The 24,540-nt window shown below is 69.6% G+C and carries 27 protein-coding genes and 1 pseudogene; 14 read left to right on the top strand and 14 right to left on the bottom strand.

Annotated features, from left to right (window positions below; translation table 11 throughout):
• The first annotated feature begins 233 nt into the window (after positions 1–233).
• Positions 234–932 (top strand): hypothetical protein, encoded by a 699-nt coding sequence (locus ABD844_RS13930; protein ID WP_344876793.1) that lies wholly within the window; start codon positions 234–236, stop codon positions 930–932.
• A 309-nt stretch (positions 933–1,241) separates the two neighbouring features.
• Here the strand turns inward: ABD844_RS13930 and ABD844_RS13925 are convergent, their stop codons facing one another.
• Complete coding sequence (locus ABD844_RS13925; RefSeq protein ID WP_344876791.1) at positions 1,242–1,772, bottom strand: tetratricopeptide repeat protein; 531 nt, start codon at positions 1,770–1,772, stop codon at positions 1,242–1,244.
• Between the two features lie 172 nt (positions 1,773–1,944).
• On the opposite strand from ABD844_RS13925, the gene ABD844_RS13920 reads away from it, so the two are divergent.
• The 4 genes and pseudogenes from ABD844_RS13920 (at position 1,945) to ABD844_RS13905 (ending at position 4,269) form a co-directional block, all read left to right on the top strand.
• A complete protein-coding gene (locus ABD844_RS13920) occupies positions 1,945–2,262 on the top strand; it encodes a hypothetical protein (protein ID WP_344876789.1) in 318 nt (105 codons plus the stop codon).
• 362 nt (positions 2,263–2,624) lie between these two features.
• Positions 2,625–2,941, top strand: a pseudogene (locus ABD844_RS13915) (IS30 family transposase); the annotation flags it as partial.
• A 77-nt stretch (positions 2,942–3,018) separates the two neighbouring features.
• Positions 3,019–3,825, top strand: coding sequence for an NmrA family NAD(P)-binding protein (locus ABD844_RS13910; protein WP_344876787.1), 807 nt, complete (start codon positions 3,019–3,021; stop codon positions 3,823–3,825).
• Positions 3,826–4,110: 285 nt separating this feature from the next.
• Positions 4,111–4,269, top strand: coding sequence for a hypothetical protein (locus ABD844_RS13905; RefSeq protein ID WP_344876785.1), 159 nt, complete (start codon positions 4,111–4,113; stop codon positions 4,267–4,269).
• Between the two features lie 169 nt (positions 4,270–4,438).
• Here ABD844_RS13905 and ABD844_RS13900 read toward each other — a convergent pair whose 3' ends face one another.
• From ABD844_RS13900 to ABD844_RS13885, 4 genes are read right to left on the bottom strand one after another with little or no spacing between them, the layout of a single operon-like run.
• A complete protein-coding gene (locus ABD844_RS13900) occupies positions 4,439–5,095 on the bottom strand; it encodes a TetR/AcrR family transcriptional regulator (protein ID WP_344876783.1) in 657 nt (218 codons plus the stop codon).
• Between the two features lie 29 nt (positions 5,096–5,124).
• A complete protein-coding gene (locus tag ABD844_RS13895) occupies positions 5,125–6,651 on the bottom strand; it encodes an SDR family NAD(P)-dependent oxidoreductase (protein ID WP_344876782.1) in 1,527 nt (508 codons plus the stop codon).
• A 42-nt stretch (positions 6,652–6,693) separates the two neighbouring features.
• On the bottom strand, positions 6,694–7,785 hold the full coding sequence (locus ABD844_RS13890) for a CapA family protein (protein ID WP_344876780.1): 1,092 nt from the start codon (positions 7,783–7,785) through the stop codon (positions 6,694–6,696).
• Positions 7,786–7,843: 58 nt separating this feature from the next.
• Positions 7,844–8,665: a helix-turn-helix transcriptional regulator gene (locus tag ABD844_RS13885; RefSeq protein WP_344876779.1), complete on the bottom strand. Its 822-nt coding sequence runs from the start codon at positions 8,663–8,665 to the stop codon at positions 7,844–7,846.
• A gap of 108 nt (positions 8,666–8,773) precedes the next feature.
• Here ABD844_RS13885 and ABD844_RS13880 point away from each other — a divergent pair, with 108 nt between their 5' ends.
• Positions 8,774–10,189 (top strand): MFS transporter, encoded by a 1,416-nt coding sequence (locus tag ABD844_RS13880; RefSeq protein ID WP_344876777.1) that lies wholly within the window; start codon positions 8,774–8,776, stop codon positions 10,187–10,189.
• Between the two features lie 101 nt (positions 10,190–10,290).
• Positions 10,291–11,739 (top strand): catalase, encoded by a 1,449-nt coding sequence (locus tag ABD844_RS13875; RefSeq protein WP_344876775.1) that lies wholly within the window; start codon positions 10,291–10,293, stop codon positions 11,737–11,739.
• A 331-nt stretch (positions 11,740–12,070) separates the two neighbouring features.
• Here the strand turns inward: ABD844_RS13875 and ABD844_RS13870 are convergent, their stop codons facing one another.
• Both ABD844_RS13870 and ABD844_RS13865 read right to left on the bottom strand, forming a co-directional pair.
• Positions 12,071–12,295 (bottom strand): DUF397 domain-containing protein, encoded by a 225-nt coding sequence (locus ABD844_RS13870; RefSeq protein ID WP_344876773.1) that lies wholly within the window; start codon positions 12,293–12,295, stop codon positions 12,071–12,073.
• 55 nt (positions 12,296–12,350) lie between these two features.
• Entirely contained in the window at positions 12,351–13,214 is an 864-nt protein-coding gene (locus ABD844_RS13865) for a helix-turn-helix domain-containing protein (RefSeq protein WP_344876771.1), read from the bottom strand.
• Positions 13,215–13,941: 727 nt separating this feature from the next.
• Here ABD844_RS13865 and ABD844_RS13860 point away from each other — a divergent pair.
• From ABD844_RS13860 to ABD844_RS13840, 5 genes are all read left to right on the top strand, one after another.
• Entirely contained in the window at positions 13,942–14,073 is a 132-nt protein-coding gene (locus ABD844_RS13860; RefSeq protein ID WP_344876769.1) for a hypothetical protein, read from the top strand.
• Between the two features lies 1 nt (position 14,074).
• The gene (locus tag ABD844_RS13855) at positions 14,075–14,722 is read left to right on the top strand and encodes a hypothetical protein (protein ID WP_344876767.1); all 648 of its coding nucleotides are present in this window, start codon (positions 14,075–14,077) and stop codon (positions 14,720–14,722) included.
• Between the two features lie 224 nt (positions 14,723–14,946).
• Positions 14,947–15,558, top strand: coding sequence for an HD domain-containing protein (locus ABD844_RS13850; protein WP_344876765.1), 612 nt, complete (start codon positions 14,947–14,949; stop codon positions 15,556–15,558).
• Positions 15,559–15,621: 63 nt separating this feature from the next.
• Positions 15,622–16,500 carry a Rieske 2Fe-2S domain-containing protein gene (locus ABD844_RS13845; RefSeq protein ID WP_344876763.1) on the top strand — a complete coding sequence of 293 codons (879 nt, stop codon included), beginning with the start codon at positions 15,622–15,624 and terminating at the stop codon, positions 16,498–16,500.
• A gap of 29 nt (positions 16,501–16,529) precedes the next feature.
• Positions 16,530–17,354: an NAD(P)H-binding protein gene (locus tag ABD844_RS13840; RefSeq protein ID WP_344876761.1), complete on the top strand. Its 825-nt coding sequence runs from the start codon at positions 16,530–16,532 to the stop codon at positions 17,352–17,354.
• A 36-nt stretch (positions 17,355–17,390) separates the two neighbouring features.
• On the opposite strand, the gene ABD844_RS13835 is transcribed toward ABD844_RS13840, so the two are convergent.
• The 4 genes from ABD844_RS13835 to ABD844_RS13820 all read right to left on the bottom strand — a co-directional run bounded on the left by ABD844_RS13835 (position 17,391) and on the right by ABD844_RS13820 (position 20,305).
• Positions 17,391–17,630 carry a hypothetical protein gene (locus ABD844_RS13835; protein ID WP_344876760.1) on the bottom strand — a complete coding sequence of 80 codons (240 nt, stop codon included), beginning with the start codon at positions 17,628–17,630 and terminating at the stop codon, positions 17,391–17,393.
• Positions 17,631–17,653: 23 nt separating this feature from the next.
• A complete protein-coding gene (locus tag ABD844_RS13830; RefSeq protein ID WP_344876758.1) occupies positions 17,654–18,409 on the bottom strand; it encodes a sulfite exporter TauE/SafE family protein in 756 nt (251 codons plus the stop codon).
• A gap of 77 nt (positions 18,410–18,486) precedes the next feature.
• Positions 18,487–19,410, bottom strand: a complete 924-nt coding sequence (locus tag ABD844_RS13825; protein WP_344876756.1) for an SPFH domain-containing protein — start codon at positions 19,408–19,410, stop codon at positions 18,487–18,489.
• Positions 19,411–19,516: 106 nt separating this feature from the next.
• Entirely contained in the window at positions 19,517–20,305 is a 789-nt protein-coding gene (locus ABD844_RS13820) for an ABC transporter ATP-binding protein (RefSeq protein WP_344876754.1), read from the bottom strand.
• A 68-nt stretch (positions 20,306–20,373) separates the two neighbouring features.
• Here ABD844_RS13820 and ABD844_RS13815 point away from each other — a divergent pair, with 68 nt between their 5' ends.
• Positions 20,374–21,090 carry a hypothetical protein gene (locus ABD844_RS13815; RefSeq protein WP_344876752.1) on the top strand — a complete coding sequence of 239 codons (717 nt, stop codon included), beginning with the start codon at positions 20,374–20,376 and terminating at the stop codon, positions 21,088–21,090.
• 9 nt (positions 21,091–21,099) lie between these two features.
• On the opposite strand, the gene ABD844_RS13810 is transcribed toward ABD844_RS13815, so the two are convergent.
• Positions 21,100–22,341: a WD40 repeat domain-containing protein gene (locus ABD844_RS13810; protein WP_344876750.1), complete on the bottom strand. Its 1,242-nt coding sequence runs from the start codon at positions 22,339–22,341 to the stop codon at positions 21,100–21,102.
• A 27-nt stretch (positions 22,342–22,368) separates the two neighbouring features.
• On the opposite strand from ABD844_RS13810, the gene ABD844_RS13805 reads away from it, so the two are divergent.
• Positions 22,369–22,779 (top strand): hypothetical protein, encoded by a 411-nt coding sequence (locus ABD844_RS13805; RefSeq protein ID WP_344876748.1) that lies wholly within the window; start codon positions 22,369–22,371, stop codon positions 22,777–22,779.
• A 16-nt stretch (positions 22,780–22,795) separates the two neighbouring features.
• On the opposite strand, the gene ABD844_RS13800 is transcribed toward ABD844_RS13805, so the two are convergent.
• Together ABD844_RS13800 and ABD844_RS13795 are read right to left on the bottom strand one after the other, a co-directional pair.
• Entirely contained in the window at positions 22,796–23,416 is a 621-nt protein-coding gene (locus ABD844_RS13800) for a response regulator (protein WP_344876746.1), read from the bottom strand.
• Complete coding sequence (locus ABD844_RS13795) at positions 23,413–24,540, bottom strand: GAF domain-containing sensor histidine kinase (RefSeq protein ID WP_344876744.1); 1,128 nt, start codon at positions 24,538–24,540, stop codon at positions 23,413–23,415. The genes ABD844_RS13800 and ABD844_RS13795 overlap by 4 nt, the downstream gene beginning before the upstream one ends.

Genomic DNA, 24,540 nt, shown 5'->3' with positions numbered 1-24,540 from the left:
AGCCCGGAGATCACCACGATCTCCGGGCTCCCGTGTCTCGGGAGGGAACATGGCGGCGGTGTGCGACGGCGGCGTGTCATGGCAGGGTCATCGGGCCGCGCGTTCGGTAAGGTTCGCCCCACTCTTCGGACAAGCCGCCTTCCCCTGCCCGGAACTATGACTACGTTCGGCGTTCGTCAGATCACCGAAATCGATCAGGGGAACGTGCGGTGTCATTCCAGAAGATCCGAAGCATGATCGCGGTGGCCGCTCTGACCGCGGGTGTTTGCTGGCTGTCCACAGGTCCCACAACGGCCCAGTCCTGCCCCGGCACCGAACCCTCGCTGCTGTCGCCCACCGCCATCGCCTCGTACTGCGACGAGCACGCGAAGCTGCGCGTGAACGATGGAGGCCCCGGCAGCGGCCGGATGGTCACCAAGGAGAGCAACAAGCTGGCCATGGCCGCCGGAGACCTGGCCAGGCATCTCGGCCTGACCGGCCTGGCCACGGGCAAGGAGGTGCTGGGCGTGGCGGACCTGGGCGGCGTCGCGGCCACGTGGGGCATGCCCTCGCTGACCTCGGCGTCGCCGGCGCTGTTCCCCATGGTGCCGGGACCTCTCGGGATGAAGGACCTGTCGACGATGGCCGGCGTGCCCGCGCTGCCGTCGCTGCCCGAGCTGCCCGCACTGCCCGCACTGCCCCAGGAGCCGCAGCTCGCCAATCTGCCCGCCGAGCTGTCGCTCGGCCAGGCCACCCATCAGAACCGCATCGCGGGCACCGGGATCCAGTCGCCGCTGGACCTGAAGCAGCCGGTGCGCGAGGTCGGCGCGGACGTCATCGGCGAGCTGCTGCCGAAGGCCGTGGAGAGCGTCGAGGGCACCTCGATGCTGCCGGGTGGCGAGCTCGTGGTGTCCGGCTTCACCGGCCTGGCGCAGCAGCTCGGCCTGAAGTGACCCACCCGCTCCTGACGAGCGAGCCGCGGTGAGCCGACCGCTCCGCGCGAGCGGAGCCGTTCCCGGCGGGCCCGCTCTCTCCGGAGTCGTCGGGTTGTGAGATGAGCCACCTCGTCCGGGCGCGGGTCGTGCCTGCCGCGCCCGGCGTCCCATAGCCGGAGGGGTCGCGGTCGCCCGGCCGCGGCCCCTCCGGACCCGCCCGCGCGTACCTGCCCGCCCAGACCGGCCCGCTCGGAGCCCGCCCGATTTCGGGCACGCCACAGCGAGCCGTGCCGGTGACCACACCGGCGGGCGTCCGTACGCGCGGTCTCAGGGGACGAGCTCGTCGAGCTCGTCCTCGGGGAGCCCGAGATCGACCCTGATGCGATAGCGGGTACGCAACAGCGCCACCTGCTCCGGGTCGTTCTCGTCACACCTGAGGACGGCCTGGGTGGCCCATTCGAGCCCCCCTTGGAGATCGCCGTAGGCCACCAGCGTCTCGGCGATCGTGTGAGCCGTCGCCGTGGAGACGTTGCCCTCCGCGCGTATGGTCTCGATGACCTCCCTCGCCTCGTCCGGCCGGTCGAGCTCGAAGAGCGTGTCGGCGATGCCGGCACGCGGATCGAAGCCCGCGTCGCCGCCGTCCTCGACCGCGCGCTGGAAACACTCCATCGCGCGCGCGGGCTGTCCGGCCGCTCGCCATTCCTCGGCGGCGAGGACCAGGATGGATGCCCTGGAGACGTCGCCGGACGAATAGTCGAGCGCGACGTCGTACAGCCGACTGGCCAGGGAACTGTGGTCGTCGGCCAGCAGTGCCTGCTCAAGCAGACGATCAAGGTGCTCACGGGTCACATGCGCCACACCGCGAGACTACCGAGCCACCCGGCCGTTTGCCCGGTCAATCCGCATCGCCGGTCCCGTGCAAATTCGGTAACGTCTTGTCCAATCCTGCTCACGCTGCGCGTGTCCGTGCAGGTCGGCGGGCATATATCAGTCGCTTTGCCGCCACGCGAGCGAAGGGACTGTGATGGGCATGTCCAAGCAGCTGACCTTCACGCTGGCCTGTGCTGTGGTGTTGTCGGCCGTCATTCCCGGGGTGGCCGGTTACATGTCGGCCCGTCTGGAGGCCATCGACGTGGCCGAGCGCAATCTGCGGGCGCTGGAGGCCCGCCTCGACGTACGCGAGGCCAGGGACGCGCGTCCGGTCTCGTTCCCGGCCCCGTGCTTCCGCACGCCCGCCACGCCAGGTCTGCAGCAGGGGCCCGCGACCGCGCTCGGAGAGCGCGAGTACACCAAGCGTCTGTCCCGTGAGGTCCCGGCCTGGCCCGGCGACCCGCAGAGCGAGAACTGACCCCGCCGAGCAACCTTCTCTCCTCCCGCCCGCGTCGTACGGGTGAAGGTCACCGGAGAGAGAGGCGGGGCGGGTGGTTCCGTCCACGGAGATGGTGGGCTCTCTCTCGAGGCGCGATTCGTCAACCCCGACACCGTGCCGGAGGTGACGCTGTGAGCTGGGCTGAGACGTACGGCAAGCCCGCCGGCGGCGCCGACGAGGAGCGCGACCAGGCCGCCGACGAGACGACGGCAGAGTAGAGCGCGCGCCGCAACTGGCCATCCGATCCTTGGCCGACGTCGCGGCAGAGGTAGATGCCCGACCGCCCGCGCCCGTTCCTGTTCGAGGGCGTGTGGGTCTCCGGCGACTACGGCGTCATCTTGGCCACGCTGCCAGCCCATCTCAAGCGCTCCCTGACCTGGGATAAGGGTAGCGAGATGGAACGCCACCACGAGTTCTCCGTCGCCGCTGACGTACCCCTCTACTTTCTGCGATCCGGCCAGCCCATGGCAGCGAGGCTCCAACGAGAACACCAACGGCCTGCTGCGCCAGTACTTCCCCAAAGGGCACCGATTTGTCGGTTCACACGCGCAAGGACCTCGACGCCGTCGCCGCCGAGTTGAACACCATGCCTCGGAAGGCGCTCGGTTGGGATACTCCGGTCGAGCGCCTCGCGGGACTCCTGGCGGCCTGCGCCTGACCAGGGAGTTGGGCGGGTTTGTTGACCTCAAGCGCAGTTGAGTTTCTAGGGTCATCCGTGACGAAAGGAGCTCGATTGTGACGACATTGGTGACGGGTGCCACCGGGAACACCGGCCGGCACGTTGTGGCAGAGCTTGTCCGCCGAGGAGAGCGCGTTCGGGCGCTGACGCGGGATCCGGCTGCGGCTGCGGGAAGGTTTCCGGCCGAGGTGGAATTGGTGACCGGCACGCACACGGCACCGGAGAGGTTGGACGCCGCACTCGATGACGTCAACCGGCTGCATATCACGGTGACGGCAGGGCTCGCAGAGGTCGGGCCCGAGTTGGTCCAGCGGGCGGTCGCCGCAGGTGTTCGGCGCATCACCGTGCTATGGGGTGGCTGGGTGGGGCCGGTCGAGCAGGCCGTTGCGGACTCGGGCGTGGAATGGACACGTCTGGAAGCACAAGAGTTCATGTGCAACACGTTGGCCTGGGCCGAATCGATTCGAGCTGAGGGGGTGGTCCGGGAGCCGTACAACCTTCCCAGTGCGCTGGTGCATGAGGCCGACATCGCGGCCGTGGCGGCCGTCGCGCTGCTCGACGATGGCCATGCGGGGCGTTCCTACAACCTCACCGGACCCGAATCGCTGACCCCGCGTGAGCGGATCGCGATTTTGTCCCGGGCGATCCGCCGCGACATCGCCTTCGAGCCGATCACGCACGAACAGGCCGTCGACAGGCTGATGGCCACCGGTGTGTCTCAGGCAGACGCCGAGTATGTCGTCGGCTGGTATGCCGCGCCCAGCGACTCCTCCACGACTGTAGACGACACTGTCGAACGGGTGACCGGCCATCCAGCGCGTACGTTCACTCAGTGGGTGGGCGAGCACGCAGAACGCTTCTAGGCCGGGGATGATATCCCTGTTGACTTGGTGCTGCCCACGCCGGCCGATCTCCCTGGTGCAGGGCGCTGGGTTTCCGCGTTCCGCAACAGGAGGTAACTCGGAAACCCAGGCGCTCGTTATGCTGACTGCAGCCAGTGGCTGATCACCGTGTTGCAACGACCCCTAGAAAGCGCCCCGACTCGGGAGGGGCGGCTTCATGCTGAGGGGTGTCTGTCGTAGACGCCTTCTCGGCGCGGGAACTCGGCATGTGCGGCACGCCGTACCCTGCCCGCGGACACCGAGCGCGTGATATTCACCGTCAAACGGCCGGACGCGCCCGCCGACGCGGGTCAGGAGACCTCGCAGACGTGGCGGTTCGAGGTCTACGCGTGGACTCCGCCCACGTTCGTGGGGCCCGCACCGACGTCCGTCGCGCTCTCACGAACGACGCTGAGCGCCGGCTGATCACCTCGAAGAGCGTCGCCTGGCCGGAGGCCAAGAAGGTCACCCTCACGGTTCCGCACACCCGCCGGCCGCCGACGGCATGCTGACCGTACGGGTCAGGGTGTGGGCCGACGCCCCCGAGTACGACCGCCGCCCCGGCACCCCGACCGTGGCACTCTACGAATGAGGCTCACCTCGGCGACCACGACTTGAGCTGGCGGGACAGGAAGCCCCTGATCAGGTGTTTGGCCGCGTCGATGATCTCGGGCTCGCCGCCGGGGTCGCGGCGAAAGGCCAGCTTCAGCACCGCGTCGCCCGCCTCCACGGCCACCAGCACGGCGAGGTCGAGCGTGGAGCTGTCGGCCAGCCCGAACTCCGTCAGGAACAGCCCGCGCAGCCGACCCGCGATCACCGTGTTGTTGTCGGAGTCGGAGTCGAGGAGGTTGAGGTCGACGACGTCGCCGAAGTGCAGGCTCTTGAAGCCGGCGACGGTCCTGTGCATGTCGACGTAGATGTCGATGATCGCGTCGACGGCCTCCCACCAGCCGCGGTAGTCCTCCTCCAGGAACCGGCGGTCGACCCTGCGGACGAACTCCTCGACGTTGCGCCGGGTGAGCTCCTGCGTGATGGCCCGCTTGTCGGGGAAGAACTGGTAGACCGAGCCGATCGCGACGTCCGCCCGCTCGGCTATGCGCGTGGTGGACAGGGTCTCGTATCCGCTCTCGTCGAGCAGTTCGGCGCACGCGTCGAGCATCCGCTCGACGCGCCTGGCGCTGCGGCGTTGTGCGGGCTGCCGCCTGAGGGCTTTGGGGTGGACGCACTCGTCGTCGATTTGCGGCGTGGACACGGATTCATCTTCTCCCGTTTGGGCGTTCATTACCCTCCACTTCTCGGATTTCCCGCGAGCGCGCTCAATCGGGCCAGCCCGCGCATCGCTCGGGGCGAAATCCGCGACAGGGCATACCCGATTTTCCCCTCCAAGTTCACCGGAACGACCGGCTGATTTCTCCACACCGCGCGAAGAATGTGCGCGGCCACCCGCTCGGGCGGGTAACCGCGCCGCGCGAGCCCGCGTACGGCCCCCTCACGCATACCGCCACCCGCGCCATCACCAATGTACGTGGCGTTGCGCGCGATCCCCGTGGAGACGAACCCCGGGCAGACCACGGTGACCCCGATGCCCTGACCGGCCAGCTCGGCCCTGAGACAGTCGCTGAGCATCTTCACGGCGGCCTTGGCGGTCGAGTACGCCGGCAACGGCCGGGACGGCACGAACGCGGCCACGGAGGCGACGTTGACGATGTGCCCGCCCTCCCCGCGCTCGACCATGGCCGCACCGAACAGACGGCACCCGTGGACGACGCCCCACAGATTGACGTCGATGGTCCTGCGCCAGTCGTCGAGCGTGTGACCGAAGAACGCTCCAACGATCGCTATCCCGGCATTGTTCACCACAATGTCCGGCACGCCATATTCGGAGATGATATTTCGCGCGAAGTCCTCCATCTGATCGGCGTTCGCCACATCGACCCGCGCCGCGTGGGCCGTACCGTGAAGATCTTTGCCAATGGCGTCGGCCGCCCGACTCGCCGCGTCCCCGTCGATGTCCGCGCAGACCACTTCCGCCCCGTGCGCCGCGAACGCCCGCGCCGTCGCCAGCCCGATCCCGGACCCCGCGCCGGTGACCACCACCAGCCGGCCGCCGAACGCGCCCTCGGCCCGCGCCCGGCACGCCGCCGCGCCCTCCACGTGGTCCACGAACTCGGCGATCACGCCGGCCACGGCCTCGGGGTAGCTGCGGTGCGCCCAGTGCCCGGCCGCGATCGTGCGCCGCCGGAGCCTGGGAATCCAGCGTCCCACGACCTCCAGCAGCGCAGGGGTGCGGGTGGCCGCGACGAGTTGCACGGGCACGTCGGGCACGCGCGGATCGAGGCCCGGGTCGCCGAGCGTGCCGAGTGTGTTCCGCCGGTTGAGCCACAGGTCGCGCCACCGCCCGTGCCGCGTGAAGCCGCCCGCCTGCCGCAGCCCCGGCCCGCCCAGACCGGTGAACGAGGCAAGCCGGTCCCGGATCCCCGCCCGTGCCAGCGCCTCCCACCCCTGCGGCGAGCCCCAGCCGCGCCCGACCAGGTGGACACGGGCAGCGCCGCTCGCGTCGATCACCGCGCCGAGGTCGGCGACCAGCCGGTCGAAGCCGTGGTCGCGCCGGTCGCGCGGGGCCGTCGACGCCCCCGCCCCGCGTACGTCGTAACGCACGACGCGGAAACGGTCACGCAGGAGCGCCGCGACCTCGTCCCAGGCACGGCGGGTGTCCGGGTGGCCGGGCAGGAGCAGCACGACCGGCCTGCCCGGCTCCCCCTCCTCGAAGACCGCCAGCCGCACGTCACCGGACTCGACCCACCGCATCACGACCTCCTATTGGACGATCTGTCCAGTAGACTGGATCGATCAGGGTCGCGCGGCCAGCCCCGTGCAGGAGCGCAGTGCCTTCCAGTCCGTCACGGCGCTGGTCTTGGCCGACCCCGTCATCGGTATCGGGATACCCCCTTGGATGGTGGCCGGAGTCCAGGTGTCCTTGAGAACCTTCCGCCCGTTGATGGTCAGCGTCAGGACGCCGGTCCTGCCGGTGGTGGCCGGGTTGGAGTTGTAGAAGACGAAGTTGCCCAGGCCGTAGTTGACGTAGGCGTCGTCCAGGTAGCCCGAGCCGAGCAGGATGTGCGCGTGCCCGCCGACCACGACGTCGGCGCCCGCCTCGACCAGCTTGGGGGCCAGCGAGCGCTGCGCCTCGTTAGGGCACTTCTGCATCTCGGTGCCCCAGTGGAGGTGGACGATGACGGTGTCGGAGTTCTTGCGCGCCTGCCGTACGGCCCGCAGCAGCGCCGCCTCGTTCTTGGCCGAGGCCAGGCCGCCCTGGTCCGCCGTGGCCGTCCACGACTGGATGAACTCGGCGTCCAGCACCTGGGTGGCCCCGATGATCGCCACCCGGTTGCCGTTCACCGTCCTGCGGAAGGGCCGGTACGCCTGCGCCGCGTCCTCCCCGATCCCCACCACGGGGAACTTGCTGCGCTTGACCGCCGCCAGCGAGTCGGCCAGCCCGCTCTCCATGTAGTCCATGCCGTGGTTGTTGGCCATGGAGGCGACGTCCACCCCCGCGCCCTTCAGCGCGGTGAGCGCGCTGGCCGGCGCCCTGAACGTGTACTGCTTGCCCGGCGCCGGCGTCCCCGCGGTGGTGATCGCGGTCTCCAGGTTCACCATCGATAAGTCGGCCTTGCGCAGCACGCTCGCGATCGGTCCCAGCGCCGTGCGCGGATCGGCCAGCCGCGGGCGCAGGATCCCCTCGAAGTGCACGTCACCGCCGAAGGCGATGGTGAACGGCTTGCGCTCCGGAGTCGGCGACGGCTCCGGGGTCGGCTGCTCGGTACGCGCGTCGGCCGTCGAGGACGCGACCGGCCGGCGCAGCGGCTCCCGCTCCGGCGCAGGGGAGCACGCCGCCAGCGACGCGACCACAGCGACCACCGGGAGGGCACGGGGGAGTCTCATCTACCGCCACTTCTGCTCGAACCTGACTTTCAAGGATCGAGCATGCCATGGAGGCGTATTACCGTGCAGTTCCCCTGAGTTTGGACATAGCCCTACGGGTCTCGTCGTCCATCGGCGTGTAGACGATCATCCGGAGCTCGGGCAGCGCCGTGAGGCTGGTCGTGCTGAAGCGCAGAATCCCGTGCTTGACGTGCTTGTACTCCTTGACCCGCGGCCCCGGCTCCGCCACGTCCTGCCGCGCCCACAGCCGGGCGAACTCGGCGCTCTCGGCGCAGAGCCGGCGGACGAAGTCCTGCCAGCAGGGGTCGTCGGCGTGCCGGGTGTAGGCGCCCCTGAACACCGCCACGGCCCGCGCCAGCTCCCCCTCGCGGTCGAGCAGCAGCGTCGTGGGCGCGGGATTGACGCACGCCTGCCAGAGGGAGTTGCGCTCCCCCTCGGCGGCGGCGACCAGTTCGGGGAACAGGGTGGCGTACGCGTCGTTCCAGGCCAGGGTGTCGGACCGGCTGTTGGTGACGCAGGCGGGTATGTCGCCGAGCCGGTCGAGGATCTCCTGCATCTCGGGCGTCACCTGGCCCGAGTCGACCGGCATGGGGTCGGCCACCTGCCCGGCCAGCCGGTAGAGGTGGTGGCGTTCGGCGCTGTCGAGCCTGAGCGTGCGCGCGATCGCGTCGAGCACCTGCGAGCTGGCGTTGATCGGGCGCCCCTGCTCCAGCCACGTGTACCAGGTCACGCCCACGCCGGCGAGCTGGGCCACCTCCTCGCGGCGCAGCCCCGGGGTACGCCTGCGCGGCCCCGGCGCGAGGTCGACCATCTCCGGCGTGATCCGCTCGCGACGGGAGCGCAGGAAGGCCGACAGATCCGTACGTCTTTCCTCAGCCACCCTCACAACTCCACTATGGGGGAAGTAACTGAATTTAGTCAGTTACCGTCAATACCAGTATAAAGGGGCTCTCGTTACTGGTACTGGAGGCCCGGCAGACTGCTGAGCATGTCGCAAACCGCCGCCTTCATCCCTCCCGCGGGCACCCAGCCGCGGGAAACCCCCAAGTCCAGCGGCCTGCTCCTGGCGATCATCCTCATCGGGCAGTTCCTGGCGATCCTGAACGTCAACATCGTCAACGTGGCCACCCCGACCATCGAGTCCGACCTGGGCTCCTCCGGCGCCGGGCTGCAGATGATCGTGGCGGGCTACACCATTGTCTACGCCGTGCTTCTGATCACTGGAGCCAGGGTCGGCGACCTGTTCGGCTATCGCACCGCGTTTCTGGGCGGCCTGGCGGTCTTCACCGTCACCACGCTCGCCGCGGGGCTGGCGCCCACGACCGGCTGGCTGGTGGCCGCCAGGCTGTTGCAGGGCGCCGGGGCCGCCATGATGATGCCCCAGGTGCTGACGCTGATCCAGCGCAACTACCAGGGCGCGGCCCGCGGGCGGGCGATCGGGCTGTGGTCGTTGATGATCAGTGGAGGCATCGTGGTCGGCCAGGCGCTCGGCGGGATCCTGCTGGGCCTGGGGCTGGGCTGGCGGATCGTGTTCCTGGTGCTGGTGCCGATCGGGGCGCTGCTGCTGGTGGCCGGGCTCCGGGTGCTGCCCGCCGACTCGGGCGGCGGGCGTACCGGGCTCGACCCGTGGGGTCTGGTGACCCTGTCGGCGGCCGTGCTGCTCTTCGTGGTGCCGCTGGTGCTCGGGCGCGAGCTGGGCTGGCCGCTGTGGGGCTGGGTCTCGATGGGGCTGAGCGTGGTGATGTTCGTCACGTTCGTCCGCGTCGAGCGGTGGGTGACCTCCCGGGGCGGGCGTCCGCTGGTCGACGCCCAGGTGCTGCGCGCGCCCGGCATGCGGCCGGGGCTGGCGATCCTGCTGTTCGGCCCGGCCACGTGGGGCGCGTTCCTGTTCACCTCGGCCCTGCACCTACAGGGCGACCTGCACCTGACGCCGCTGGCCTCCGGCCTGATGATGGTGCCGTGCGCGCTCGCCTTCGGCGTGGTCGGGCTCGCCTGGCCGCGCCTGCCGCCGCGGTTGCAGCGCTCGCTGGTGCCCTTCGGCTACGTGGTGGCGGCACCGGCCTACCTCGGCCTCGGGCTGGCCGCCGGCGGCGGGGTGCCGTACGCGGTCATGAGCGCCCTCGTCGGCGCGGGCCTGGGCGTGCAGGTCGCGGTGACCAACCTGGCGACCGAGCGGGTGGACGGCGCGTACGCGGCCGACGCCAGCGGCGCGCTGCTCACCGTGATGCAGCTCGGTCAGGTCATCGGCGTCTCCACGGTGGGCACGCTGTTCATCACCCTCGACCAGAGCGCCGCCTCCTCGGCGTCGGCCCCGCTGACGACGTCGATCGCGATGGCGGGCCTGGCGGTGGTCGCGGGCCTCTGCTCGATCTTCCTGGTCCGCCGCGCACCCGCTGCCCTCTAAACCTGAGTGACTCCTTAACTTGAGTCATTCAAGTTAAGGACGTAAGTTGGTCGTCATGGGCGCCTGCCCGCACCACAAATGATCATTCGGAGGACCGTGCCATGACGACCAGGCCCGTAACGACCGACGACGCGGGCATCCCCGCTCCGAGCGACGACCACTCGCTCTCCGTCGGCCCGAATGGCCCGCTGCTCCTGCAGGACCACTACCTGATCCAGAAGATGGCCCACTTCAACAGGGAACGGGTGCCGGAGCGGGTGGTGCACGCCAAGGGCGGGGGCGCCCACGGCGTACTGCGGATCACCGAGGACGTCAGCCAGTTCACCAAGGCCAAGCTGTTCCGGAAGGGCACGGAGACGCCGCTCTTCCTGCGCTTCTCGACCGTCGCCGGCGAGCTGGGCAGCGCCGACACCGCCCGCGACCCGCGCGGCTTCGCGATCAGGTTCTACACCGAGGACGGCAACTACGACATCGTCGGCAACAACACGCCGATCTTCTTCATCCGCGACCCGCAGAAGTTCTCCGACTTCATCCACAGCCAGAAGCGCCGCGCCGACAACCATCTGCGCGACCACAACATGCAGTGGGACTTCTGGACGCTGTCGCCCGAGTCCGCGCACCAGGTCACGTTCCTGATGACCGACCGGGGCACCCCGGCCACGTGGCGGCACATGCACGGGTTCGGCTCGCACACGTTCCTCTGGTACAACGCGGCGGGCGAAAGGTACTGGGTCAAGTACCACTTCAAGACCGAGCAGGGCATCCGCAACCTGACCACCGCCGAAGCCGCCGCCCTGCAGTCGGCCGACCCCGACCACCACACCCGCGACCTGTACGACGCGATCAGGCGCGGCGACCACCCATCGTGGACGGTCAACGTGCAGATCATGCCGTTCGAGGCCGCGGCAGGCTACCGGTTCAACCCGTTCGACCTGACCAAGGTGTGGCCGCACAGCGACTACCCGGAGATCACGATCGGCAGGTTCACCCTCGACCGGAACCCCGACAACTATTTCGCCGAGGTGGAGCAGGCGGGCTTCGAGCCGTCGAACCTGGTGCCCGGCATCGGCGCCTCCCCCGACAAGATGCTCCAGGGCCGCCTGTTCTCCTACCCCGACGCCCACCGCTACCGGATCGGGCCCAACTACCTGCAGCTCCCGATCAACCAGCCGCGCAACGCGGTCCACTCCTACAACGCCGACGGCCCGATGGCCTACCGCAACCCGCAGGACCCGGTGTACGCCCCCAACTCCGCCGGTGGTCCTGTCGCCGCTCCCTCTCTGTACGAGGGTGAGAACTACGACGTCACGGGCGAGATCATCCGCTCGGCGTACGTCCTGCACGCCGAGGACGACGACTACGGCCAGCCGCGCGCCCTCTGGGAGAACGTGCTGTCCGAGACCGACCGCGAGCACCTGGTGGGCAACATCGTCGGCCACGCCTCGGCTCCCGAGGTCACGGCGGACATGAAGAAGAGGGTCGTGGAGTACTGGGACAACATCCACAAGGACCTCGGCCAGGGCGTGGCCCGCGGCCTGGGCCTGACCTGACCCGGCCCCTGTCCCGTCGACCGCCGGGACACGAGAGACGGCCCGCGCCTCTCACGAAGGGCGCGGGCCGTGATTCTTCCTACGATCTGGGGAGATGACATACAACGTTTTCAGCTCATGCGGCCGTGAATAGAAAATCCTTCGCGAAAACCGGTCGAATGCGCACGCGAAAGGCCGCCGACACGTTGATCAACATGGTGGCGAGTGTGCCATGATGTGCGGGTATTCCGTGCTCGATCCTGCGGGGAGAGCTGGAAAATCCGGAGGTTCGCCATGCCTCCATGCGAACGGCCCTGAAAGGTTGTGCCAGCAACTCGCCAGGGCCGTTCATCTATGCTCCGGCCACGAGCGCGGCCTGATCGAACTCGCCACTACGGACCCCGGCCGTGAAGGCGGCCCACTCCTCCGGCGTGAAGACGAGGACGGGACCGTCCTGCACCTTACTGTCCCGCAAGGCGACGTTGCCGTCGGCCAGGGGGGCAACCTCGACGCATGTCGCCGCGCCGTTGCAGAAGGTGCTCTTCCGCCAGGCTGCCGTCTTGGTGTGGTTGTACATTTTCTCCCCAAAAGCGTAAAGGGGCACCATTGCCCCTTTCTGAGGTTTTCGTCGCTCAGCGTCGCCACAGCATGGCTTTTCGCTGGATGAGAACACGCGACTCGTCCTCGTCCAGAGCCTCCGACCGGATGTGATCGAAGGCCGTTTCGTATCCGGCCACCCGTTCGAGATCTTCGACGAAGTGAGCAGTATACAACTGTTCTAGGTACACAACATCATCAAAGGCGGAGAACTTCAGGTGAATAAACGCACCGGTGTTAACCGGATGAAGTGACTCTAGAGTGAGAACCCGGACACTCACGTGCGGCAGATCGGAGATCTCCAGGAGATGCTCCATCTGCTCCCGCATCACCGACGGCTCACCGAAGCGGCGCATCAGGGCCGACTCGTCGAGCACCACGGTGAGAGCGCAGGGCTCGGCCCTGTGCAGCACACGCTCCTGCCGGTCGAGCCGGGCCTCGACCCGGCTCCTGACACCGCTGTGCGTGATGCGCGCGATGCCCCGAGTGGCCAGGATCACCTCTCTGGCGTAATCCTCGGTCTGTAGCAGGCCAGGCACCACCTGGGGTTCCCAGTTGCGCTGGAATGTCGCCTCAGCCTCCAGCCCGAGGAATCTTGTGTACTCCTCGGGCAGGGAGTCCTCATAATCCTCCCACCACCCCCGCTGCGCCGCATCCCGCAGGAAACCGAAGAGCTCGTCAAGCTTCTCCCCGTCGACGCGGTAGAGCTTGGCCAGCGCCTTGATGTCATCGGTGCTGGGCATGGTCTTGGCCGCCTCGATCCGGCTGACCTTGCTCGGGGACCAGCCGAGCGCCGTGGCCGCCTTGGCCCCCGTGAGCTTGCGCCGCTCCCGGAGGAAACGCAGCTCCTGACCCAGCCGAAGCCGCCGTACTGTTGGACTGCCCTGCTGCGTTGGCACCGTCCACTCTCCTTCTCGGGAATGAAGGTGTAGCCGTAAGGGTTCGTTTGGACCCCAGCTTTCTGGGCCGTTCGTCCAATCTTACACTGCAAGTTGCATGCGTTGTGCCGCACAGCCTTGCTCGAAGGCTTTCACGCGAAGAGCGCAGGAGCAAGGACGACCTACGCGAAGAGTCTCGGAACCGGACAGGCTCCCCATCACGCGCCGACAGTTTTCGTGCAAGTTGCATGGCAACCGGCGAAGAAACTTAAATCTTCCCTTGCTTGAAGTATTGCAGCATGGATCGCCAAGGGGCACGATCGGAAGCAGGAGGGTTACCGAGAGGTGAGGAGGCCGGAGATGACGACACGGCCGTACACTTCGGGCCTTCCGCCCATGATCGCGCGCCCAGTCGAAGAGCGCGTCCCCGGCAACGTCGCCGTCCCGGAAACGAACATCCAACCCAGGGAGGCCACTTGCCGGAAGGACACCGTCATCGCCTGAGGAAAACAGCGCGAATCCGCTCATTCGAGCGCGTGAAAAGCCGGACCGAGGCTGACCGCCAGTTCGCCGCATATGGGCTGCCACCCTGCGGCGAGACCGGCCATCAGCCGTCGGACCGGCCAAAGAAGCCACCTCTAAATTGCCGCGAAAGGGGTCTTCTGTGTACACACAAGGTACCAAGGGACTCAGCCGAATCAAGTCCTGGATCCAGGAACTCATCGCCTCCGCCGATTACGAAATCTGCGTGGAACCGGACGAGTTCGCCTACCGCGTGGGCTGGACGGTGACGAAGACGGGCTTCGGCTCCCGTCGCTACCGAGACCCGCGGTTCGACCAGCTCCGCGCGCCACGCAGGGTGAGCGAGGAGGTGTCCTGACGTGCCGAGGAACCCACGCAACCAGATCTACCCGGCCAACGAGGACCTGCCCGCCGTCCGCGGTGGCGGGGCGCTGGTCAGGCTCTGGCGGGCGCGTACCGAACTGCTCCTGCTCGCCGTGCCCGCCGGGTTCACGCTGGCCCTGCTGAGCGGTGCGCACGAAGGTCGGTGGCTCCCGTTCGTCCTGCTGACCAGCGCCGTCTCGGTGCCCGCCGCCACCAGGGTCGGCCGCAACTGGATCGCCGCCCACTTCTGGTGCGTGGTCTCCCGGCACCGCCTGCAGCGGGTCTGCCTGGAGACCACCATGCACACCAGGTCAGGACGCATCCCGCTGATCTTGTGGATCACGCCGACGGTCACCGGCGAGAAGGCGCTGATCCTGGCCAGGGCCGGCATCAGCGCCGAGGAGTTCGAGGCGTACGCGGAGGAGATCGCGGCCGCCTGCTGGGCCAGGAACGTGAACGTCTACCGGCACCACCGCCGGGCCCAGTTCCTGATCGTGGAGATCGTCAGGCGCGACGAGGCCCCCGGGACGACCTCCCCCGGCCTCGACCGCCTGTACGGCCGCCGATCCTGGGTCCCGCTGAGACCCGACCTCGAGGAGCCGCCCGATCTTCGCAGGAAGGTGGCACTGCCCCAGATGGGCTGACGGCCCACCCACCGAGCCAGGGAATTCACGCCATTCCCTGGGGTGCAAGCCCCGGAGACCGCGGGGGCTCCGGGGCTTCCCCATGCCCACGGCCCGCACCGGGACCCGCTCCCCTCGCGGCCCCGGGAGCGGCGACGGCACCGTTGAAACCCCAACTGGTAACGCAGTGTTCAACGGAGTTCCGGTCACGATTTCACCAACCGGGGTGATCACCGCACATTAGGGTGTCGCGCGTGACTATCGCGCCAGAAGAGGACCGCCTGAACGCCCAGATCGCCTTCGCCATCGAGATCGACAAGTTGAAGCGGATCATCCGCCGCAACCATCTCATCGACGGCTCACGGCGGGAGAACACCGCTGAGCACTCCTGGTACGTCGGCATGTTGGCGATGGTCCTCGGAGAGCATGCCCCACCCGGAACCGACCTCCAACGGGTGGTGGCCATGCTCTTGGTGCACGACCTGGTGGAGATCGACGCGGGTGACACGTTCATCTACGACCCGGTGGAGGTGGCGCGCCAGGCCGACGCCGAGCGGGCCGCCGCCGATCGCATCTTCGGCCTGCTGCCCGCGGAGCAGGGGGCGTGGCTGCGGGAGCTGTGGGACGAGTTCGAGGCCAGGCAGACGCCGGAGGCCCAGTTCGCCAAGGCGCTCGACCGCTTCGCGCCGATCCTGGCCAACCACCACACCGAGGGCGGCACGTGGCCGCTGTTCAAGGTGACGGCCGCGCAGGTCAGGGAGAAGGTACGGATCATCGAGGAGGGCTCGCCGTCGCTCGGCGCGTACGCTCTGGAGCTGGTGGACCTCTCCGTGGCCAGGGGTCATCTGTCCGAGTGATCCCCTCTAGGCCGGGGTAGGTGACTTGTCGTGAAAGAGACAGTACGAGCGAGACGTCGGCAATTGAGGGGATTTGGCGGGCCGGTCGCGATCGCCGACCGGCTCGAGAAGTCCAAGGCCATGGATCGGCCGATCAGAGAGCTGGCCAAGGTCGTACGCCGGCGGTTGCCCCGGGGCAGGCTCCGCGACCTGCTGCACGGTGTCCCCCTGGGTGAGCCCATGCATCCGCCGCTGGCCACGGTCAGCCTGGGTTGCTGGTTGTCCACCGCCGTGCTGGACCTGGCCGACGCCGACCCGCGGGCCGCACGCCTCCTGCTGGCCACGGGCCTGGTCAACGCGCTGCCCACGGCCGCGGCCGGGCTGACCGACTGGTCCTCGCTGCACCGCGAGCAGCAGCGGGTGGGGTTCGTCCACATGCTGGCGAACACGACCGCGCTCGGCCTGTTCGCCGCCTCCCTGCTGGCGCGCGTACGCGGGCACGAGCGGCCCGGCCGGATGTTGTCGTTCGCGGGCCTGGCCGTCGGCGGGATGGGCGCTTACCTCGGCGGTCACCTGGCCTACCGGCAGGCCGCGGGAGCCAACCACGCGCCGCAGGTCACGCATCTGGTGCCGCTGGGCTGGCACGACCTGTGCGCGCTCAAGGACCTGCCAGAGGGCCGGCCGGTGTCGCGGCGGCTCGGCTACATCCAGCTCTTCGTGCTGCGCCAGGGCGACGGCGTGACCGTGCTGGCCGACCGGTGCCCCCACCTGGCGGGCCCGCTGCACCAGGGCAGGCTCGTCATGGAGGACGGCGAGGCGTGCGTGGTGTGCCCGTGGCACAGCAGTACGTTCCGGCTGGCCGACGGCTCGGTCAAGCACGGGCCCGCGACCGCTCCCGCGCCGGTGTTCGAGACGCGGATCCGGCGGGACGGCACGATCCAGGTGCGGCCGGGGTTGACCTGAAGTTCGATTGAGGTCCTACGGTCGACGCCATGGGAAGCATTCTCGTGACCGGCGCGACCGGCAACGTGGGCAGGCATGTGGTGTCCCAGCTCGCCGGGGCGGGGCTGGCGGTGCGGGCGTTCGCCAGGCGTCCCGAGCAGGTCCAGGCGGGGGTGGAGGCCGTACGAGGCGATCTGAACGTCCCCGAGACTCTGGAGCCCGCGCTGAGGGATGTGGAGAGCGTGTTCCTCCTGTGGCCGGGCTTCTCCGCCGGGAACGCCGGAGAGGTCGTCTCGGCGATCGCGGCGCACGCGCGGCGGGTGGTGTACCTGTCGGCGGCGGTGGGCGAGGGTGACGGGGCGCCGTCCCACTACCAGGAGATCGAGCGGCTCATCCGGCGCTCCGGGCTCGGCTGGACGTTCCTGCGGCCCGGTGGCTTCGCGGCCAACACGCTGGGGTGGGCGGAGCAGGTCAGGCGGGGCGTGGTGCGGTGGCCGTACGGGGCGGCGTCGCGGGCGCTGATCCACGAGAGGGACCTCGCGGCGGTGGCCGTGCACGTCCTCACCTCGGCGGGGCACAACGGAGCCGCGTACGCGCTCACCGGCCCCGACGAGCTGACCCAGGCCGAGCAGGCCCGCGTGATCGGCCAGGCCACGGGACGCGAGGTGCGCTGGGAGGACCAGCCGCCGGAGGAGGCCCGCGAGCAGCTCATGGCGGCCTGGGGAGACCCGGCGTTCGTGGACGCCGCGCTGAAGACCTGGGAGAGCTTCGTGACGAACCCGGAGCGGGCCACGGACACCGTCGAGCGCCTCCTCGGCCGCCCGGCGCTGACCTTCCGCCAATGGGCGCTCGACCACGCGGCCGACTTCCGCTGATTTCCGCTGATCTCCGCTGAGGGGAGTTGCCGCACCTCACCCTGAAGGGGCGGGCGGCGCCTCGTCTGCGGGGTGCTCGACCAGGGCGAGGATGCGGCTGGACATGAAGCGGGCCGTACGCACCGGCGTGCCGCTGCGGGTGACCTCACTCACCTCCACGAGCCCTCGGCGGGTGTCCACCTCGACCCGCCGGCCGGCGCGAGTGGCCGTGATCTCGTAGGTGCGGGGCGACGTGCCGCCCGCGTCGATGACGATCTCCACCCGGTCACCTTTCATGCCAGGGTTATACCCATCAGGACTTATCCGTACACCAGTGCGATAATCGCCGTGATCCCCACACACACGATGACCGCCCGCAGCACGGGAGCCGGGATCCGCCTGCCCAGCCTGGCCCCCGCGAACCCGCCGGCGATCGCCCCCAGTGCCACCCCCGCGACGGCCGCCCAGTCCACGTCCGCGACCAGCGCGAACAGCACCGCCGCCACCCCGTTGACGGTCAGCGCGAGCACGTTCTTGGCCGCGTTCACCCGTTGCAGGCCGTCGTCGAGGAAGATGCCGAGCAATCCGATCAGCAACACCCCCTGGGCGGCCCCGAAGTACCCGCCGTAGACGCCCGAGGCCAGCACTCCCAGCCACAGGGCCACGCCCCCGTTCTGACGGGGCTCCTCGCGCAACGCCGCCATCCACCCGTTGAGCCTGGGCTGCGCCAGCACCAGGACGCAGGCCACCGCGATCAGCGCCACGACCACCACCTCGAACACGGCGGGGTCCAGGAACAGCAGCAGGATCCCGCCGGCCAGCGCCCCGAGCGCGGAGGCGGCACCCAGCCGGATCAGGCGCTCACGCTGGCCCGCAAGCTCGACGCGGTAGCCGTACGCGGCGGTGAAGGACCCCGGTACGAGGCCGACCGTGTTGGAGACGTTCGCCGTGACGGGATCGACGCCGAGCGCCACCAGCGTGGGGAACGTGATCAGCGAGCCCGACCCCACCACCGCGTTGATGGCGCCCGCCACCAGCCCGGCGGCGCAGACCACGGCCAGTTCCCACCCCGTCACGAACCCCTCCCGATCGGACCGCCGCGCCGCTGTCGTGCCCGGTCAAGGCTTCGGCGGCAGTCCGTTCAGCAGGTTTCTCACCGGGTGTCCCGGTCCTTGGGGGGTGTGAAGAGGCCGCCCAGGCTTTCCAGGACCTTGCCCATTTCGGATGGGACGATCCAGATCTTATTGGCGTCCCCTTTTGCGATCTCGGGCAGGGTCTGCAGGTACTGGTAGGCCAGAAGCTGCTGGTCCGGCCGCCCTTCGTGGATGGCCTTGAACACCATGCCGATCGCGTCCGCCTGGCCCTTGGCCCGCATGGCCTGCGCCTCCGCGTCCGCCTGGGCGCGCAGCACGGCCGCCTCCGCCTCGCCGCGCGCCCGCAGCACCGCCGCCTGCTTGTCGCCCTCGGCGGCCAGGATCGACGCCTGACGCTGCCCCTCGGCGGCCAGTACGGCGGCGCGCTTGTCACGGTCGGCGCGCATCTGCTTCTCCATCGAGTCCTGGATGGACGCGGGCGGGTCGATGGCCTTCAGCTCGACCCGGTTGACCCGGATGCCCCACTTGCCGGTCGCCTCGTCCAGCACGCCGCGCAGCGCGGTGTTGATGTCCTCGCGGGAGGTCAGCGTGCGCTCCAGGTCCATGCCGCCGACCACGTTACGCAGCGTGGTGACGGTGAGCTGCTCGACGCCGACGAGGAAGTTCGCGATCTCGTACGTGGCCGCCTTCGCGTTGGTGACCTGGAAGTAGATGACGGTGTCGATGGACACCACCAGGTTGTCGGAGGTGATCACCGGCTGCGGCGGGAAAGACACCACCTGCTCGCGCAGGTCGATCAGGTCCTTGATGCGGTCGATGAAGGGCACCACCAGGTTCAGCCCGGGGGTCAGCGTGCGGTGGTAGCGGCCCAGGCGTTCGATGATGGCGGCCGTGGCCTGCGGGATGATGCGGATCGTCCGGGCCACCCCGAAGCCGACCGCCGCGACCACGACGAGGGCGACGATGAGCTGCTCGACGGACATGGCGACGCTCCGAAGCCGAGGGAACCGACTCCGTGGATCCTATTTGCTTTTACCTTTGGGCGTCTTTTAACGGCATAAATGGCGATCCAATGAGCGCGCGGGCCGATCAGTGAGCGCGCGCGTACCAGCGGCCCTGCGCGCCGCGTTCCAGCGAGAGCGGCACGCCGAACGTCTGGGAGAGGTTGTCGGAGGTCATGACGTGTTCGAGCGGCCCCTGGGCCACGGCCGAGCCGTGCCGCAGCAGCAGCCCGTGCGTGAACCCGCTGGGCACCTCCTCCACGTGGTGCGTGACCAGCACCAGCGTCGGCGCACGGTAGTCGCCGGCCAGCACCGACAACCGGCGCACGAGGTCTTCCCTGCCGCCCAGGTCGAGCCCGGCCGCCGGCTCGTCGAGCAGCAGCATCTCGGGGTCGGGCATGAGCGCGCGGGCGATCTGTACGCGTTTGCGCTCGCCCTCCGACAGCGTGCCGAAGCGCCGCCTGATCAGGTGGGCCGCGCCCATCATGTCGATCAGCTCGACAGCCCTGGTCACGTCGTTGGAGTCGTACTCCTCCGTCCAGCGGCCCATGATCGCGTACGAGGCGGTCAGGACGAGGTCGATGACCTTCTCGTCCGGCGGGATGCGCTCGGCCAGCGCGGCGCTCGCCAGCCCGATCCTGGGGCGCAGGTCGAACACGTCGGCCTGCCCCAGCCGCTCACCCAGCACCTCGACCAGACCCTCACTCGGGTACAGCAACGTGGCCGCGACCTGCAGCAACGTGGTCTTGCCCGCACCGTTGGGACCGATGACGACCCACCGCTCGTCCTCGTTGACCGTCCAGTCGATGCCGCGCAGCAGGGCCGCTCCGTCGCGCCTGACGGCGACGTCCTGGAGCCGCAGCACCTGACCACCCATCCCCGATACCTCCTTAGGAGTCACCCTCGGGACAAACCTATTGCAGGGCGAGCGCTTATCGTGGATCGGTGCGCCCTGAATCGCCTGTCTGTCCGTCCCTGGTCGCCTGGGGCAACGCGTGGCTGTCCGGCCACGTGGGGCTCGACGAGGCGGCTGACCACGTGGAAGCCATCGGCGGACCCGCCGTCGCGGGCGAGGTCCCCTTGCGTAAATACCTCGCAAACCTCCGCTCCGACGGTCTGCGCGAGCTGCGACTGGCCCTGCCCGCGCCCGGAGACCCGCTGGGGTTGTCGGGGCCGCCGTCGTTCAACTCGGCCGCGGTCGACGCCGGTCAGGCCGCGATCGCCGTGCTCGCCGAGCGCAACCTCGGGCTGGTGCCGCAGCCGGACCGGCGTGGGTCGTCCTATGTCGGGGTACGCCTGGACGTGCACGACTCCGGGCCCGTACGCCATGACCTGCCGTCGTTGTCCGAGGCCGAACGTGAGCTGTCCGACGCGATGCGCTCGGCCACCGAGACCCTGGCGTCCGTCGACGGCCCCGCGCAGACCCGCCCAGAACGGATGGAGCGCGGCGGGGAGCTGGCGCCCGGCTATCCCGGCCGCGCCCACCGGGTCTCCGCGCTGGCCACGCGGCTGGCGGCGGTCCTGCGCCTGGCCGACGAGCGCGGCCTCACCTCGGGCCAGGCCGCCGCCCGCGGCGCCGCGCTGCGCGAGCTGGACCGTGCGGTACGCCGCGCGCTCGTGGCGGCCCACCACGCCATCTTCGAGCCGGTCAGGAACTCCTAGCAGGAAGCCTCACGGGCCCGTGGCGGCCGCGTCCTCGGCCTTCCACAGTCTGACCAGCTTGTCCTTGCCCGCCGAGACGACAGCCACGCCCTTGTCCACGGGGACGATGCCGACCGCGTACACGCCGCTCTTGTGGGCCTTGACCGGCTTGCCGAGGGCCTTGCGGGTCTCGGGGTCCCAGAGCCGTACCGTGCCGTCGGTGCCGCCCGACAGCAGGACGCTACGGTCGCTCATCCTGCCGAAGGACAGCGAGTAGACGATCTTCTTGTGGCCGGACATGGTGCCGAGGGTCTTGCCGTTCTTCGGATCCCAGATCCTGATCTTTCCGTCTTTGCCGCCCGAGGCCACGACCGTCTTCCCGGCCACCTTCGACACGGCGACCGAGTAGACGCCCTTCGTGTGCCCCTTGTACGTCTTGCCGTACTGCTTGCGCTTGGAGATGTCCCACAGCCGCAGGGTCTCGTCCTCGCTCGCCGAGACCGCCACCGCGCGATCGCCGAGGTGGGTGGCCTGCAGCCAGTTCACCGGCTTGCGGTGGGCGCGGATGGTCCTGCCGGTGGCCCTGCGCCTGTCCAGGTCCCAGAACTTCAGGTAGCCGTCGGCGTCGCCGGTGACCGCGACGTACCTGTCCTTGACCTTCGTGAGGGCGACCGCGTAGACGGCGTCGCCGTGCCGGCCGAGCACCTTGCCCTTGCGGGTCTTGAGGTTCCACAGGCGGACGCTGCCGTCGTAGCCGCCGGAGACGGCCACGGGGGTCTTGCCCTTCATCATGGAGGCGACGGCGTAGACCTCCTCGCTGTGGCCCTTCATCGTGGCCAGTGACTTGTGCCCGGCCAGGTCCCATAGGCGTACCCGGCCGTCCTGGCCGCCGGTGACCAGCCACGTCTTGGCGCCCATCGGGACGGCCGACAGCGTCTGGACGCCCTTGGTGTGGCCCTTGAGCGACGAACCGTCCTGCTTGCCCAGCACCGGCACCGTCGCCTGCTGCACCTGCGCGGGAGGCGGCACGGCGGTGGGGACGGCCGAGGCCGGGCCCGGATTCGACGTCGGGGCGAGCGTCGGAGTCGGAGTCGAGGGCGGCGTGGCAGTCGCCGTGGGGGTGAGTGAGGTGGTCGCCTGGGCCGCCGTCTCATTGCCCGAGGATCGGTCGCCGAGCGCCCTGGGGCCCAGATACAGGACGCCGCCCGCCAGGACCAGCGCGACGACGAGGCTGGCGGCGACCAGGACCGCCCGCCTGCGCCTGGCCTTCACCTCGCCGGGCCGCTCCCGGACGGGGTCGTGCCTGAAGAACGCGTCGTTCCCCTCCGCCGCCCCCTGCGATGGGGCGGCCCCAAGGGCACCAAGTGCACCTGGGAGGACCGCTGGTTCTGGTGCTGGGGCCCGCTGCGGCTGGAGAAGGGCGACACCGACTGGCTGAACTTCCAGGTCACGCTAAAGCCGGGCACCAAGGGCACGGCCACGGCCAAGGTCGGCGTGATGTCGTTCGACGTCGACCAGGGCATGGAGAACATGGACGAGGAAGAGCTCGAACGCCTGGGCATCAAGGGCTACAACTGGCTCAAGACGGCCAGGACGACGATCGTCACCCCGCCCCGCAACCCCGGCAGGAGCTGGACGCCGCCGCCACCGGTGAAGACCTACGACCCGCCCGCCAGCCGCGAGGAGTCCAACAAGAAGAAGGACACCTGAGCGCAGCCGGAGGAGGTCAGCCCAGGCCGTGACGTACGGCGTACAGCGCGGCCTGGGTACGGTCCTGCACGCCCAGCTTCATCAGCACGTTGGAGACGTGGGTCTTGACCGTCTTCTCCGCGACGGCCAGGCTCCTCGCGATCTCCCTGTTCGACCGGCCCGACGCGATCAGCGCGAGCACCTCCCGCTCCCGCTCGGTCAACGGCACCGGGGCGGGGGCGGCGCCGCTCGCCGAGGTGGCCATCATCGCCCCCGCCGCCTCGGGGGCCAGCAGCACCTGCCCGCCGTGCACGGCGCGTACGGCCTGGACGAGCGCGGGCGGATCGACGTCCTTGTAGAGGAACCCGGCGGCCCCGGCCCGCATCGCGGGAGCCACGTCGGACGGGTCGCTCACCGAGGTCAGCACGACCACCTTGGCCGCCGAGCCGGACAACCGCTCCAGCGCGCCGAGCCCGTCGAGCACCGGCATCTTCAGGTCGAGCAGCAGCACGTCGGGCTCCAGCTCCGCGACCAGCTCCACGGCCTGCGCCCCGTCGCCCGCCTCGCCGACGACGGTGATGTCGTCCTGCAGGTCGAGGAACGTACGCAGCCCCTGCCGCACCACCGGATGATCGTCGGCGATCAGCACCCGGATCACACGCCCACCTCCACGCGCACGGTGGTCCCGCCGCCGCGCACGGACTCCACGCTCATGACACCCCCGACGGACTCCACCCTGTCACGCATCGACACCAGCCCGAGCCCGCGCGAGTCGGCCTGCTCGAACCCGCTGCCGTCGTCGCGCACGGTCAGCTCCAACGTGCCCGTCTCGTAGGCCAGACGCACCGAGACGGCGACCGCGCCCGAGTGCCGCAACGCGTTGTGCAGCGCCTCCTGAGCCACCCGCAGCACCGCCACCTCCACCGCCGCGTCGAGCGGCGGCAACTCGCCGCACTCGAACGCCACCAGGGCCGGATGCAGCCGGTCGAGCATGCGTACGTGCTTGCGCAGCGTCTCGGCCAGCCCGTGGCGGTCGAGCTCGGCCGGGCGCAGCTCGACGATCACCGCCCGCAGCTCCGCCAGGGCCTCCCCGGCCAGCCGCTGGACGCGTTCGAGCTCCGCGACGGCCTGGTCGGGGACCTTGCCGGGGGCCTGGTCCAGCATGGTGGCGGCGGCCTGCGCGGAGAGCCTGAGCGAGAACAGCTTCTGGGTGACCGCGTCATGCAGCTCTCTGGCCACCCGGTTGCGCTCCTCCAGCATGGCCAGCTCGCGCCCGCGCTCGTACAGCCTGGCGTTGATCAGCGCGATGGCGGCGTGCGCGGCGAACAGCGTGAGCAGCTCCTGGTCGGCCTGTGTGAAACCGCCGCCGGCGCGCTTGTTGGCCAGGAAGATGATGCCCAGCACCCGTTCGCCGTCGCGGATCGGCACGCCGAGGAAGTCGCGCATCACCGGGTGCGCCTTCGGCCACCACTCGAACCTGGGGTCGTCGCGCAGGTCGGGCAGCCGGACCGGGGTGCCGTCGCGGAGCATCGCGCCGAGCATGCCGTGCTGCCTGGGCAGCGGCCCGATCGCGTCCCACTGCTTGTCGGTGAGGCCCTCGGCGACGAACTCGGCGAACGAACCGTCGTCGTCGGGCACGCCGAGCGCCGCGTAGCGGGCGTCGAGCAGCCGCTGCGCCGAGCGTACGATGACCTGCAGCACCTCGCGCACGGACAGGTGGCGGGTGACCGCGAGCACCGCGGAGCTCACCGCCTGCAGGATCTCGTCTCGGTCGGAGGCCAC

The organism is Nonomuraea antimicrobica, from assembly GCF_039536965.1.
GTDB classification, from domain to species: domain Bacteria; phylum Actinomycetota; class Actinomycetes; order Streptosporangiales; family Streptosporangiaceae; genus Nonomuraea; species Nonomuraea antimicrobica.
Note: the sequence above shows the minus strand (reverse complement) of the source record. Positions and strands in the feature narration are given on the sequence as shown.

Excerpts from the sequence above, each read along its gene's own strand:
- ABD844_RS13930 (WP_344876793.1), top strand. The coding sequence starts at position 234 with ATGATCGCGGTGGCCGCTCTGACCGCGGGTGTTTGCTGGCTGTCCACA.
- ABD844_RS13920 (WP_344876789.1), top strand. The coding sequence starts at position 1,945 with ATGTCCAAGCAGCTGACCTTCACGCTGGCCTGTGCTGTGGTGTTGTCG.
- ABD844_RS13895 (WP_344876782.1), bottom strand. The coding sequence starts at position 6,651 with ATGCGGTGGGTCGAGTCCGGTGACGTGCGGCTGGCGGTCTTCGAGGAG.
- ABD844_RS13890 (WP_344876780.1), bottom strand. The coding sequence starts at position 7,785 with ATGAGACTCCCCCGTGCCCTCCCGGTGGTCGCTGTGGTCGCGTCGCTG.
- ABD844_RS13880 (WP_344876777.1), top strand. The coding sequence starts at position 8,774 with ATGTCGCAAACCGCCGCCTTCATCCCTCCCGCGGGCACCCAGCCGCGG.
- ABD844_RS13875 (WP_344876775.1), top strand. The coding sequence starts at position 10,291 with ATGACGACCAGGCCCGTAACGACCGACGACGCGGGCATCCCCGCTCCG.
- ABD844_RS13870 (WP_344876773.1), bottom strand. The coding sequence starts at position 12,295 with ATGTACAACCACACCAAGACGGCAGCCTGGCGGAAGAGCACCTTCTGC.
- ABD844_RS13840 (WP_344876761.1), top strand. The coding sequence starts at position 16,530 with ATGGGAAGCATTCTCGTGACCGGCGCGACCGGCAACGTGGGCAGGCAT.
- ABD844_RS13835 (WP_344876760.1), bottom strand. The coding sequence starts at position 17,630 with ATGAAAGGTGACCGGGTGGAGATCGTCATCGACGCGGGCGGCACGTCG.
- ABD844_RS13825 (WP_344876756.1), bottom strand. The coding sequence starts at position 19,410 with ATGTCCGTCGAGCAGCTCATCGTCGCCCTCGTCGTGGTCGCGGCGGTC.
- ABD844_RS13820 (WP_344876754.1), bottom strand. The coding sequence starts at position 20,305 with ATGGGTGGTCAGGTGCTGCGGCTCCAGGACGTCGCCGTCAGGCGCGAC.